Origin of the sequence: Acinetobacter sp. ANC 5600 (assembly GCF_002018395.1) — a bacterium.
Classification (GTDB): domain Bacteria; phylum Pseudomonadota; class Gammaproteobacteria; order Pseudomonadales; family Moraxellaceae; genus Acinetobacter; species Acinetobacter amyesii.
Window position 1 is genome coordinate 608,090 of record NZ_MVKW01000002.1, and the last position, 13,845, is coordinate 621,934.

Genomic DNA, 13,845 nt, shown 5'->3' on the forward strand with positions numbered 1-13,845 from the left:
TGACCAACTACTACAAAACAACAATGATTATTTACTATACATCTTGGGCTGTCTATGCGACTTTGACAAGAGAATAGATTGCAAAAAATGCTTTTAAACAAGTATCTTAATGATACTTTATGAGAAAAAAACCAATCCAGTATTAAGGGTATTTGCTTATGAAAATTGATAACATTCCTGATTCCATCGACCCTAACTTAAATCTGGACATTATTCGCGCTGAATGCTTAGAGCTCGTTAAAAAACGTGCTTATTTTTCAGCAGGTGCAGCCATTATTCCTGTGCCATTTTTGGATGTGGTGATTGACGTCGGAATTTTGTCACAGCTCATTCCAGAAATTAATGCGCGTTTTGGTTTAGCGCCAGATCAAATTAGTGTGTATGATCCAAAAACCAAACAAATTCATTGGACAGAACTGCGTAAACGTGGTGTCGAATTTTCTGGTTTAGTGGTTGCACGAACCGCCATGAAAAAATCGCTAAATAACATTGCAGCAAAATATATTACCAAACAAGTCACTAAATTTATTCCATTAGGTGGACAATTAGTGGCAGCAAGTTTGGGTTATATTGTGATGAAAAAAGTCGCTGAAACCCATGTAGAAGAAAGCTACCAATTGGCGAAGCGTATTCAACAGAAATTTCCGAACCAACCTGTCCCAACACCAAACAATGCTTAATGCAGTGACGTTTAGTTTATGAATAGGTTTAAAACATTAAAGCGCTCTAAATCATAGGCCTGAAGATCCAGTAAATTTGAAAATGAGCGAGTTTTGAAAATGAAGAAAAAGCCACGAATTGCGTGGCTTTTTTCATAAAGTCAATCTGCTTTCAACTGCGCTAAAATCGTTTTTAGCACTTGTAAACGAGCACTATGTTTATCATTGGTCGCAATCACATGCCACGGCGCATATTCTGTATTCGTGCGTTGCAACATATCTGCAGCAGCTTTGAGATAGTCATCCCAACGGTCACGATTCCGCCAGTCATCTGGAGTAATTTTAAACCGTTTATGTGCGGTTTCTTCGCGGGCTTTAAACCGCGCAGCTTGCTCATCCTTATCTATGGCTAACCAGAACTTGATGACAACCGTTTGAGTGTTATATAGGTCCTTTTCAAAGCGATTAATTTCATCGTATGCCCTCTGCCATTCAACGGTATTAGCAAATCCTTCAATCCGCTCAACCAAAACACGACCATACCAACTGCGATCAAAAATCGTGATTTTCTCTTCAGGGACAATTTTATTCCAAAAGCGCCATAAGTAAGGACGGCGTAGTTCATATTTTTCAGGTGCTGCTATGGTATGAATTTCATATTCGCGTGGGTCTAACTTTTTAACAATACGTTTAATTGCTCCGCCTTTCCCTGCGGCATCCATCCCTTCAAACACGATCACCACGTTGCGTGAATCAAAACGTAAAGCTTCAGCCACCTTACGGCTTAATTTTTTTAATTCTTTTTTATAATCGGCTTCATCAGCGACGGCTGTACTTGGCTCCAATAAAGCCTGTGGTGTTTTGGCTTGTTTCCAACGCCCTACCGCTTTAGTTTCATGTGTTGGACAATGTTTTAAAGTGCGTAAAATATACTGTGCAAATTGCTGATCACGGACTTGCTCATCTTCACAGTCGATAATGATCCAATCATGACTAAAACGCTGACGTAAACGTTGCAAGTTGTCATATTGTTTTTTATTTCGCCAATCTAAACCATGCAATTTATGCCAACGCGCTTCACTCGGGTCCATTTCATCCAAACGTTTTTGTAAAGATTTCCAAGACAAATCGAACCAGACCTTAATCACATCGACATGATTATTTTTTAGATCTCGTTCATAAGCCCGCATGTTCTCAACATATTCATCAAATAAGGTTTCATCCAAAGGCTTTGACACATGCATAGCGGTACTGAGCAAATCACTGTACCAGTTTCCAAACATCACCATAATTTGCCCTTCGGCAGGAATAAACCGTGCATAAGACTGCCAAAAGGTTTGTTTTGGATTAAATATGATCGGGGCATCCGCTTTCACCCTTAAGTAACGTGGATCGACCCATTCACGGAGCTGTTTGACGGCCTCCCCCTTACCCGCAAGCTCTATTCCGCTGACTAAAATCAACACACTTTTGGCATTAGGCTGACGGCTGGTATTTTTCAGTTGATATTGCGCTTCAATTAGCTCAACCGAGAGTTGTTCTTCATCCATCAATTGAAATTCTGTTTCTTTTAAGCTCATGGCGGACCCTTGGTTTTATTCTGTTTTGAGTATAACCATGCCGTTCATCACACAACAATGCTTTCATGTATATGCTGAAATGCAAAATATGACCATTTCTGCAACAAACTGACTCAGATTAACCTGTAATTTCGTCACTTTGTCATAGCCCTAAGCTACAACACCCACTAAGATTCAAACATCTAAAAAATAATTGAGACACTCAATGTCCAAACTTGCAGTATTAGATGATTTACTTGAACTGTATTACCAGTTGAACTACCACAAAAAGCCAGAAATTTTACAGCGTTTACAAGATGTCCAGCAGTGGCAAAAACAGCGTATGCAACGCACTCATGCCGTACAATTTGCTGAAAAACACAATGTGCTGATGTCTGAATATTTTATTAATCGTTTATATGGCGGTCCTGATTTTGATGCATTAGCAGCACAAATTGCTCGTCTCACGCGCTATGCGCACAAAGCTGAAAAATTGATTCCAGACAATGCTATAAAGACTGGTACTTCGGGCGTACAACTTGCCATTTTAGCCGTACAGCTTGATGAACAAGTGGCCATGCAATTATTAGAAGATTATCCATCCAATCTGCCCCTAACCGATGAAATGATGCGCCAGACTTATCTTAAGCTCGATCAGGGCAAGGACCGTATGTTACAGCTGCAACTATTGGACGATTTAGGTCGTAATTTAGATAAATATATGCGCTCATTTATGGTCTATACCGCCTTTAAGATGTGCAAAGGTGCAGCAATAAAATATAACTTCGAAGTGATGTATGACTTTATGCAAGATGGCTTTCTCGCAATGAAACCACTTAAGTCAGCAGAAAAATTTGTGCGTGAATTTACCACTGTAGAACGTCAAATCATTGACCGTGTACATGCTGGAGACCCGAACCCGTTTCAGCCTGCGGCCTAACAAAATTATCATCCCCATTCAGCCCACATTTGATATAAAACAAACAGGGCGCTCAAAGCTGAATTCAGATTTTTTATAGGGGTTTTGCAAAGCAATTACAGCAGCCCCTTATTTTTTCTGTATATTATTCACAACAAATGCAAATGACTGCTGTATAACAACAGAGAATCTGTCATCATGCTTGCAAAGCAACATTAACCCTATTTATAAGTTAGGAGTGACTCTAATGTCTAACGAGAATCAAACGCCTGTCCCTACACCTGAGTCGGCACAAAATACAGACAAAGCGAGTCCATTCTTAACTGAACCTTTACCACAAGGGACAGCGCAAGGTCAGCAACAATCTTTAGAACAACGTCTGACCGACACACCTGTGACAGGTTCAGTACCCAAATATAATCTGCCACGTGGCGCGAACACAGGTAATGTTGGGCCAACTACACACTTTGGTTATCAGACCGTGAGCAGCGAAGACAAAGCGCAAAAAGTCGCGGAAGTTTTCCACTCAGTGGCTGCGAAATACGACATCATGAATGATTTAATGTCATTTGGTATTCACCGTCTATGGAAACGTTTTGCCATTAACATGTCAGGTGTTCGTCGCGGTCAGCACGTACTGGATATTGCAGGCGGTACAGGTGACCTTGCTAAAGTGTTCAGTCGTGAAGTTGGTCCGACAGGTCATGTGGTGCTTTCAGACATTAACGAATCGATGCTCAATGTCGGTCGTGACCGCCTAATTGATGCTGGTTGTACCAATGTCGATTTCGTTTTGGCCAATGCTGAAACTTTAGAACCTTTTGCAGACAACAGTTTTGACCTATTGACCATTTCATTTGGTCTACGTAACGTGACTGACAAAGATGCTGCTCTTGCTGCAATGTACCGCGTTCTTAAGCCAGGTGGTCGTTTACTGATTTTAGAATTCTCTAAACCTGTATTTGAACCATTCTCAAAACTGTATGACTTGTACTCATTCACTGCATTACCAATTATGGGAAAAATCGTAGCAAATGACTCTGAAAGTTATAAATACCTTGCAGAATCAATTCGTATGCACCCAGACCAACGTACTCTTAAAGGTATGATGGAAAATGCAGGCTTCCAAAACTGTGATTATCACAACTTAACAGGTGGTATCGTAGCCGTACATCGTGGTTTCAAACTTTAATACTGCAGGCTGAACTATGTGGTCGATTCTCGCACTTGGTGCAGTTGAACGCTTAATTCATCATTTCCTTGATCTGGATGCTATTACTCGCATCCAACTGAATGAATTGCAAGGCAAAATGCTTCGTGTGGTGATCGACTCACCACAGTTGTCGGTGGATGTGTTTTTTGACAATCAGAAAGTTCGCTTAGAACCGACGCCAACAGGACACTCTGAAACCGCATCTATCTTTGAGCAACGCCCTTACGAGCAGCAGTCAAGTACGACCGAAGCAACAGCGACCCTGCATGTCAAAACGGTCGTCGAGCTCCTTAAACTGCTGTTGGCTGAAGATGTCGGCAATATCCCATTGCAAGGTGATTATCATTTATTGCAGGATATCCAACGCATTATGCAGCAAGCTGAGCCCGATTTAGCTTCGCATTTAAGCCCTTGGATAGGTCCAAGCCTTGCGCATGAAATTGGTAAGTTGCAACTTGCACCCAAATATCTCAAACGTACTTTACAAAGCCATTTGTTCTTTGCTGAAGACGCGTTAAAAGAAGATTCTGGCTTGTTTGCCCCACGTTGGCAGATGGATGACCTGAATCAAGACACACGAATTTTGAATCAAAATCTGGACCGTGCAGAAGCAAAAATTCAGCAACTGCATAGCCAAATTGACTCATTACAAGACAACACTTAAGACTAGGTAATTGCACATATGATTCCGCACGTTTCACGTTTACTCGACCTTTGGCGCATCGCTGCGCACTATAGACTCGACACGTTGTTTCCTGCGGAAGAATTACCGGAAAAAGCCCGTCATATTCTTTCTCTCATTCGTATGCACCCTGCGGCATGGTCAAGCCGCGAGCGTAAAAATCCGCTCAAGCTCAAAGAAGCCATGGAAGAGATGGGCCCGCTGGCCATTAAAATGGGGCAATTACTGTCTACCCGTCGTGACTTGATTCCACCTGAAGTTTTACAGCAATTGGTACTACTACAAGACCGTGTAAAACCTTTTTCGAATGACGTTGCCAAAATGCGTATTCAGGAATCACTCAAAGCCGATGTTAATACCTTATTTGCACGCTTTGACGAGCAGCCTTTAGCCGCAGCATCTATTGCACAAGTGCATACTGCTGCCCTGCATGATGGTCGCGAAGTCGTGGTAAAAGTGACTCGCCCAAATATTCGCAATCAAATTCTGGAAGATTTTGAAATATTAGAGTGGCTTGGTCAGTTCCTTGAAAAACGTCTAGAAGCCGCTCGTGCCCTGCATTTATCTGAAATTATTCAGGACTACCGTCAAATTATTCTCAATGAATTGGATTTGACTTTAGAAGCGGATAACACCCGTCGTATGCGTCATTACTTCACCGGTTCAAGCATGATGTACGTGCCTGAAGTCTATATGGATAGCCGTGATGTCATGGTCGAAGAACGTATTACCGGTGTGCCTATTTCAGATATTGCGACCTTTGATCGCTTGGGTATGGATCGTAAAGATTTAGCCGAAAAAGGGCTCACCATTTTCTTTACCCAAGTGTTCCGCGATAACTTCTTCCATGCAGACATGCATCCGGGAAATGTCTTCGTCGAAACCATCAATCCTAGCAATCCACGCTTTATTGCCTTGGACTGCGCGATTATGGGTGAGCTTTCAAAGCACGACCAAATGACCGTAGCACGCATGCTACTTGCGGTTATGAACAGCGACTTTATGCAGCTGATTCAAATCGTGCATCAAGCGGGTTGGATTCCACCGGGTACAGATCAAGATGCCTTAGCACGTGAAATGCGTCGCACTGTTGGCCCAATGGTCTCTAAACCAATGCATGAATTGGACTTCGCCGGCATTCTGATTCAAGTGATGGATATTGCGCGTCGTTTCCATTTAGAGATTCCGCCACAACTGATGTTGCTGCTCAAAACCTTGGTCCATGTCGAAGGTTTAGGAACGGATCTCTATCCTGAATTGGATATTTGGAGTTTGGCAAAACCAATCCTCACCGATTGGATTAAAGCGCAAATGAATCCTCAGAAAAACTTAAAAGAACTCGGACAAAAAATTCCAGACTTACTTTTAGGTGCGCAAGATTTACCAACGCTGATGATCGACAGTCTGAATGGTTTAAAAAATCAGTCAGCTTGGCATGCAAAACAACTCAATGAACTGCAAAGCATGCGCTTGCAAATGGAACATCAGCAAAAGCGTAGTTGGGTCTTTGGCAGTGTTATGGCCATCTTCTTCTCCATTGCGATAATTGCGCCATGGTATGTTTCCATCGTATTAATTGCACTTTCAAGCTTACTTGCCATTTGGCGTGTGTTTAAATAATCTTTGTATTTAAACAATATGTTGTATCCATAGCTCCTTTAAGCCCTTTGACAATAAAGGGCTTAAAGCTATAAAAACAAAAAATTAAATAAGGCTGAACGCCATGTCATACAGTTATTTAGGGGTACTGTATGGTCGAAATCCACTCCGAGCTTGTGCAACGGCCTTGCTGTATAGTTTTTCGACCCTGCTTGATGTGTTGGTTCAATTAAATATGCACATGCCGTTTCTAAACTGGCAACCGTCAGCCAACACCACCCTGTATAGTATGCAGCGTAGCTGCTGCATTTTGGTGGATCATTCTCTTTAATGCTCTTCCTTGTTTATTCCTGCTTTGTTTGCCACAGCAAAAACTGATGGCCGGGTTAAATTATTGGTTATTAGCTGGGGCCGTGGTTTTTATCATTAATCTATTTGCTTGGGCGGTCTTCCCAATGGCGACATGGGCAATCGTCTGCCTCAGTTTGTTTCAATTGCATCGGCATAATGAACAATTATTACAGCATTCGTGAGTGGTGCCCTGATATGACTGAGAAGTCATTTGTCGTAAGTTTCAGCCATTGGGTCTGTGCAAAAACGCACTAGAATAATTCTACGACTGTATTTTAAGCGACTGCCATGACTCAAATTTTGCAAAAAAAACCGCCTGCACTCAATATCCGTGCTGGCCATTTAGCACGCCAACTGATTGAACAAGAAGGTTTAAACGCTGCTCAAGTGGATATCCTGCCCGGTGCTGCTGGTGGCCCGAAAGGCATTGGTATTCAAGGTTTAGATCAGGCGATTTTTGCTGACTTTTTGCCACGTGCGCAACAAAAGCGTACTTTAATTGGTTCATCGATTGGCAGTTGGCGCTTTGCCAGTATTGCTGCTTGGGGAGCTATCGAAGGCACGAAACGCCTCTCTGAGCTGTATACCAATCTGAGCTTTCATAAAAAGATGAGTCGTCAAGAAGTCAGCGATGTGTGTCGTGGCATGCTGATCGATTTGATTCAAGGTCAAGAAGCTGCACTGGTTAATCATCCTGATTATCACCTCACTGTGCTTTCAGTCAAAGCTCAGCATATTTTCCAAAGTGATAAAGCCCTGCCGCTGTTAGCCTCTGTCGCAGGGATCGTGGGCACAACAGCGCTTGCACGTAAACACAGTCGTTATTTCATGCAGCGTGTGATTAGTCAGCCTGTGTCAGGTCATCAATTTACCGTGGCAGATGATGGCTTTACCACGCATTATCATGCATTGACTCAAAATAGTGTTATGCCGTGGCTTATGGCATCTGCATCTATTCCTGGTGTTATGGCCGCGATCCGTGATATCCCTGATGCACCACAAGGCAGTTACCGCGATGGCGGCCTAATCGACTATCACATTGACCTGCCCTTCCAAAGTCAAGGCATCGTACTGTATCCACATTTCACAGATAGCATCACCCCCGGTTGGTTTGATAAATTATTTAAACGTCAGGCTAATCCAGACAATCAAGCGCGCACCCTGTTACTATCACCTTCACAAGAATACCTTGCAAGCTTGCCGCTTGGCCGACTGCCTGACCGTAAAGACTTTACCCTCAAAGGCTTAGACAACCAACAACGGATTAAAATGTGGAACCAATGTGTGGCTGAAAGTCAGCGTATGGGCGATGAGTTTTTGGAAATGGTTGAGAAGCAACACTTCCCAGCAGTCATGCAAGCACTCTAAGCGTTACAGTAATCTCTTGCGAGGGACGCTATAATCCTGTTTCAGAATTTTGAGCTTATTTAGTATAGATTTATGCGGATATTTTTAACTGTTTTGCAGTATGCCTGCATCGCTTTTGCACTTTTCCTTGTTTATCAAGTGTCAACCGCCTTGATCAGCGGCCAATACGATTTAATGGAAGTGGTGGCAGATGTCGGTACCATTTTAATTTGTATCGATTTGGCGGTGTTTTTATTTACCAGTAATGCAAAACAAGGCATTAGCATCGAAGACTATGCGAAACAATTGGAACAAAAGCCGTCAAAATTGGTATATGTCACCCGTAAATTGGGACATTTCGGTATTTTGCTGATCATTACCAGTTGGATTGTACCGATGATTCGCTAATGTATTTTAGTTCAATAAAAAGGATCATCATGTGTTCATGATGATCCTTTTTTATGTCATCCGATTTTATTTATCCGAAGAAATTAACCCGTCCAGTTTTTACATCATACACTGCACCAACAATCGCCACTTTACCTTCTTGCACCAACTGCTGTAGCACTTCACTATTTTGCAAAATATAGCGGATGTTGTAATGTACATTCATTTGCGTCACTTGCTCTAAAAATGCCGGACTCAGCGTTTGTGGTTGCATCAATTCGGCAACACGCGATACAGACTCATTGAGTGGCCCCAGCACATATTGAATATGTGGCATACGCGTCAGGCTCTGAATCGATTGACCAGCTAAATGCAACTGACAAGCACTGCTAACCGCACCACAGTCCGTATGACCAAGCACTACGATCACTTTGGCGCCTTTGGCTTCGCAGGCAAATTCTAAAGAACCCAATACTTTTTGCCCTGCGACATTCCCCGCTATGCGTAAACTAAATAAATCGCCAATTCCAACATCAAAGATCATTTCAGTCGGCGCACGAGAATCCATGCAACCTAACACTGCCGCAATCGGATGCTGCCCTTCTTCAGCGGTCACCCGCAGTTGCCGATAGATATCTCGTTGCAAACGCTCATTTTGTACAAAACGTTCATTGCCTGCTTTAAGCAAAGCGAGCACGTCCTCTGGGTTCAAACGTTGCTGTAAAGCTGCTGTACTAATATCTATATCTAATGCCGCCTCCTGCGCATCGGCATAGTGTGTCTTGAAACCGATCAACTGCACTTGCACTTTACGCTGTGCTGCCTTTTCCTGTTGGTACTCTTGAATGAGTTGGAAAATATCAGCATCCATATCACTCACATGTGTGGCATCAATCACCACTTGTTCGCCGCGATGGATATGTTCCAATGCAGATATTAATGCCGAACGGTTGAGAAAACTGACTTGTGAAGGCAATTCAATCCGTGTAATCACCCCATGTAAATGATGCTCTTTATACACCTTCAGTCCCTTATTAAAATTGGCATATAAAATAAAGGCCGCACTACTGGCTAAACCAATCAAGATTCCGAGCAATAAGTCTGTGAATAAAATCGCCAGTAAGGTAATGATAAAAGGAATAAATTGTTTCCAACCTTTTAAATACAACTGTTTAAACAATTTGGGATGTGTCAGTTTAAACCCAGTGAGGATTAAAATTGCGGCTAATGCTGAAAGCGGAATCATGTTCATCAAAGGCACTAAACACAGTACGGCAAACAAGAGCAATACGCCATGAAAGATGGCAGAACATTTACTTTTAGCTCCAGCACTGGCATTGACAGAACTACGAACAATTACTGAAGTTAGCGGCATCCCGCCTATAGCGCCCGAAACAACATTACCGATACCTTGCGCCCATAGCTCTCGGTTGGGGGGTGACGAACGCTTATGCGGATCCAATTTATCTGCTGCTTCCAAATTCAATAACGTTTCTAATGACGCCACAACCGCCAAAGTGATAGCCCCTGTGTAAATCAGAGGATTATTTAAAGCGGTCCAATCTGGAAAAATCATCACGTTTTGTGGCTGATCCCAAAGATTTGGAAGTTGGATGAGGTTCGATGGATGAACTGCCAAAGGCGAACCACTAAGCACCAACACGGCATTGCACAGTGCAGCAAGAACGACAGCAACCAAGGCTGAAGGCAGAACCCACTTTTTGCATGGACTCCTCTCCCAAAGCAACATCAAGACAATGCTACCTATACCGATCAGAACGGCACCGATATCCCATTGCAAATCGAGCGGCTGTGACTGCCACAGCACAGACCATGAAAATTGGTTCAAGCCAAACAAATAAGGTATTTGACTCCCAATCAAGATCAGCCCGATAGCTGCCAACAAACCCAATATGACATTGTTCGGAATAAAGTTGGCAAAGAAACCGAGCCGAAATATGCCAAATCCAATCTGTAAAATACCGGCAAAAACAATACACAATAAAAAGGCGGCATAGTTGCCGCCCAGTAATTCAAGCTGTACCAAAATGACTGCTGTTAAACCTGCTGCTGGCCCTGCAACACTGATATGTGAGCCACTCAGTGCCCCAACTAAAATACCACCGACAATGCCGGCAATAATGCCAGAGAGAATCGGTGCGCCAGAAGCCAATGCAATGCCTAGACATAGCGGTAAAGCCACGAGAAATACCACAGTTCCAGATAAAAAGTCGTGAATATGAAATCGATGTCGTTCAATTTTAGATGTCATCATTTTACCGTTTATAATAAATATCAAATAATTAGATGTAAGTATGTAAAGCCTAAAGTTTGTGACCACTTTATGGCTTGACTTATATTGTCTGACAATCGAACGATTCTATAGTGTATTTTGATACGTAGTTTGTGTGATTTTTACACTTTATTGCGAAGTTTAAGATTCAGCTCATTTATCTTTGATAGGCCGTAAAAGAAAATAAAAAAAACCTCCCATTAGGGAGGTTTTTTTAGAACTTAAAGATTACTTCGAACCTTTAATCCCTGCTTGTAATAACAATGCACCCAAACCACCAATTTTGTTTTCTTGTGGTTTAGCCGCTTGAGGTTTCTTGCCTTGTGGGCGGTCGCCTTGAGGACGAGACTGCTGTGGACGTTTCGCATGTGGCTTACGCTCACCGCGTTGCTCTTGCTGTGCATTATCACGACGTGGTTGACGTTGTGGTTTTGCCGCAACAGCGCCTTCAGCACGCATCGACAAGTTCACGCGGTTACGTTCAACATCAACGTTTAACACTCGAACTTGTACAATTTGACCTGGTTTTACGACTTTGTGCGGATCTGCAACAAATTCATTTGCAAGTTCAGAAATATGCACTAAACCGTCTTGGTGTACACCCACATCCACGAATGCGCCGAAGTTCGTCACATTCGTAACCACACCTTCAAGCTGTAAACCTTCAGTCAACTGCGCCACTTCAGTGATGTCTTCACGGAATTTTGCGGTACGGAACTCTGGACGTGGATCACGACCTGGTTTTTCAAGTTCAGATAAAACGTCTTGAATTGTCGGTAGACCAAATTGGTCATTCACAAATTCTTCGGCGTTTACTTGGCGAATAATTTCAGTATTACCAATAATATCTTTGACTGTGGTTGCTTTCGCTGCCACAATTTTTTCTACTAAACCATAAGATTCAGGGTGAACAGCAGAAGCATCAAGTGGCTCAGAACCATCTTGAATACGTAAGAAACCTGCTGCTTGTTCAAAGGTACGTTCGCCTAAACGAGGTACTTTCTTCAAACTTTGACGGTTGTCAAAACGACCATTTTCTTTACGGAAATCCACAATTTGCTGTGCAATTGATTTATTCAAACCCGCGATATAACCCAAGATTGCAGATGATGCTGTGTTCACATCTACACCAACAGAGTTCACGCAGTCTTCAACTACTGCTTCTAGTGTTTTTGCTAAACCTGTTTGGTTCACGTCATGTTGGTATTGACCTACACCAATCGATTTCGGATCAATTTTCACAAGCTCCGCCAATGGATCTTGTAAACGACGTGCAATCGACACTGCACCGCGAATAGATACATCTAGCTCTGGCAATTCTTGTGACGCCAATTCAGATGCTGAGTAAACCGACGCGCCTGCTTCAGAGACAGACACACGAATCAAGTTTAAGTCTGTATTTGCTGCCATCATTTCAGCCACAACAGCTTCAGTTTCACGGCTTGCAGTACCGTTACCAATGGCAATCAGTTCAACATTAAACTCACGGCATAGACGTGCAAGTTCAGCGACTGAACCAGCTTTGTCTTCTTTCGGAGCAAATGGGTAAATCGTGCTATGTGCAAGGACATCACCTGATGCATTCACAACAGCCAATTTCACACCCGTACGGATGCCAGGGTCTACACCCAAGGTGCAGCGTGCGCCTGCAGGAGCAGAAAGTAATAAATGACGTAGATTTTCAGCAAAGACATCCATCGCTTCAGCTTCAGCAGCCAAACGTTTTTCAGTCAATAATGAATGTTCAATCGCAGGACGAACTTTACCGAGCCAGAACAATTTTGCAGTTTGTTTTAAAAAATCTGCACGCGCTTGTGGCTGAGCTGTTTCTATATTGTATTCAGTTTCAATACGAACCAATGGTGCTTCATCTTCACCATCGACTTTTAAGCCCAAGACATTTTCTTGACGGCCACGGAGCATCGCCAGTAAACGGTGTGAAGGGACTTTGTTTAAGCTTTCAGAGAAATCAAAGTAATCACGGAATTTTTTACCGACTTCCTTTTTCTCATCACTTGCAACTAAACTTTTCAACACTGCAGTTTTCGCAAATGTCGCTTTTAGCTCAGTGGTTAATGCAATATTTTGTGCCCAGTCATCAATTAAAATGTGTTGAATCGCGTCTAATTGGCTTTCAACATCAGCATAATCTTCATGACTAAAACCAGCTAAAGCTTCGGTTGGATCAACCGCTTCATTAAAGATTTTTTCAGCGATTGGGCCTAAACCCGCTTCTTTGGCTTTAAATGATTTACTTGTACGTTTTGGACGGTACGGCGCGTAAATCTCTTCTAAAGCATTTTTCGTTTCTGCTGCATTCACACGAGCAAGTAAGTCATCAGATAACTTGTTTTGTTCTTTTAGAGATTCGATTACCTTTTCACGGCGCTCAAATAAATCACGCAGGTAAGTCAGACGTGTATCGAGCTGACGTAATTGAGTATCGTCCAGACCTTGCGTCACTTCTTTACGGTAACGTGCGATAAATGGAACACTGGCACCTTCATCAATGAGCTTGATGGCAGCTTCAATTTGATTTGGACGTACGGCAATTTCTTTTGCCAACTGCTGAACTAAGTCAGTCATCGTATTAGATCCCTGCAAGGATAAGTTCTAAAAGCCATGATTATAAAGACCAAGACCATAAAATCCACAATTGTTTTTATAAATTTATTCGTGGTTTTTAATGCCAATTCATCTCAAATACACATTTTTTTACGAAACTGACTATGAAACAGCAAATTAGCGAGACTTAGACAAGCAAACTGATTCGAACAACATGTATACATTTGGTATCTATGTCTTGATTTTAACTGCAATATTTGTTGCTTTAGAG

12 protein-coding genes are annotated in these 13,845 nt (G+C 42.5%); 9 read left to right on the forward strand and 3 right to left on the reverse strand.

Annotated features, from left to right (window positions below; translation table 11 throughout):
* Nucleotides 1-158 precede the first annotated feature (158 nt).
* Entirely contained in the window at nt 159-680 is a 522-nt protein-coding gene (locus B1201_RS06705) for a hypothetical protein (protein WP_078192820.1), read from the forward strand.
* 140 nt (nt 681-820) lie between these two features.
* Here the strand turns inward: B1201_RS06705 and B1201_RS06710 are convergent, their stop codons facing one another.
* Complete coding sequence (locus tag B1201_RS06710) at nt 821-2,239, reverse strand: phosphate--AMP phosphotransferase (protein ID WP_078192821.1); 1,419 nt, start codon at nt 2,237-2,239, stop codon at nt 821-823.
* Between the two features lie 205 nt (nt 2,240-2,444).
* On the opposite strand from B1201_RS06710, the gene B1201_RS06715 reads away from it, so the two are divergent.
* The 8 genes from B1201_RS06715 to B1201_RS06740 all read left to right on the forward strand — a co-directional run bounded on the left by B1201_RS06715 (nt 2,445) and on the right by B1201_RS06740 (nt 8,737).
* Entirely contained in the window at nt 2,445-3,158 is a 714-nt protein-coding gene (locus B1201_RS06715; protein WP_078192822.1) for an FFLEELY motif protein, read from the forward strand.
* A gap of 226 nt (nt 3,159-3,384) precedes the next feature.
* Entirely contained in the window at nt 3,385-4,329 is a 945-nt protein-coding gene (gene ubiE / locus B1201_RS06720) for a bifunctional demethylmenaquinone methyltransferase/2-methoxy-6-polyprenyl-1,4-benzoquinol methylase UbiE (protein WP_078192823.1), read from the forward strand.
* 16 nt (nt 4,330-4,345) lie between these two features.
* Complete coding sequence (locus tag B1201_RS06725; protein ID WP_078192824.1) at nt 4,346-5,014, forward strand: ubiquinone biosynthesis accessory factor UbiJ; 669 nt, start codon at nt 4,346-4,348, stop codon at nt 5,012-5,014.
* Between the two features lie 18 nt (nt 5,015-5,032).
* Complete coding sequence (locus tag B1201_RS06730; RefSeq protein ID WP_078192825.1) at nt 5,033-6,652, forward strand: ABC1 kinase family protein; 1,620 nt, start codon at nt 5,033-5,035, stop codon at nt 6,650-6,652.
* Nucleotides 6,653-6,755: 103 nt separating this feature from the next.
* Nucleotides 6,756-6,962 (forward strand): hypothetical protein, encoded by a 207-nt coding sequence (locus B1201_RS16775; protein ID WP_143221667.1) that lies wholly within the window; start codon nt 6,756-6,758, stop codon nt 6,960-6,962.
* A 46-nt stretch (nt 6,963-7,008) separates the two neighbouring features.
* Nucleotides 7,009-7,164 carry a hypothetical protein gene (locus B1201_RS16935; RefSeq protein ID WP_171263744.1) on the forward strand — a complete coding sequence of 52 codons (156 nt, stop codon included), beginning with the start codon at nt 7,009-7,011 and terminating at the stop codon, nt 7,162-7,164.
* A gap of 106 nt (nt 7,165-7,270) precedes the next feature.
* Nucleotides 7,271-8,350 (forward strand): patatin-like phospholipase family protein, encoded by a 1,080-nt coding sequence (locus B1201_RS06735; protein ID WP_078192826.1) that lies wholly within the window; start codon nt 7,271-7,273, stop codon nt 8,348-8,350.
* Nucleotides 8,351-8,422: 72 nt separating this feature from the next.
* Complete coding sequence (locus B1201_RS06740) at nt 8,423-8,737, forward strand: hypothetical protein (protein WP_078189807.1); 315 nt, start codon at nt 8,423-8,425, stop codon at nt 8,735-8,737.
* Between the two features lie 70 nt (nt 8,738-8,807).
* Here B1201_RS06740 and B1201_RS06745 read toward each other — a convergent pair whose 3' ends face one another.
* Together B1201_RS06745 and B1201_RS06750 are read right to left on the reverse strand one after the other, a co-directional pair.
* Complete coding sequence (locus B1201_RS06745; protein ID WP_078192827.1) at nt 8,808-10,988, reverse strand: SulP family inorganic anion transporter; 2,181 nt, start codon at nt 10,986-10,988, stop codon at nt 8,808-8,810.
* Nucleotides 10,989-11,237: 249 nt separating this feature from the next.
* The gene (locus B1201_RS06750; protein ID WP_078192828.1) at nt 11,238-13,595 is read right to left on the reverse strand and encodes a Tex family protein; all 2,358 of its coding nucleotides are present in this window, start codon (nt 13,593-13,595) and stop codon (nt 11,238-11,240) included.
* Nucleotides 13,596-13,845 lie beyond the last annotated feature (250 nt).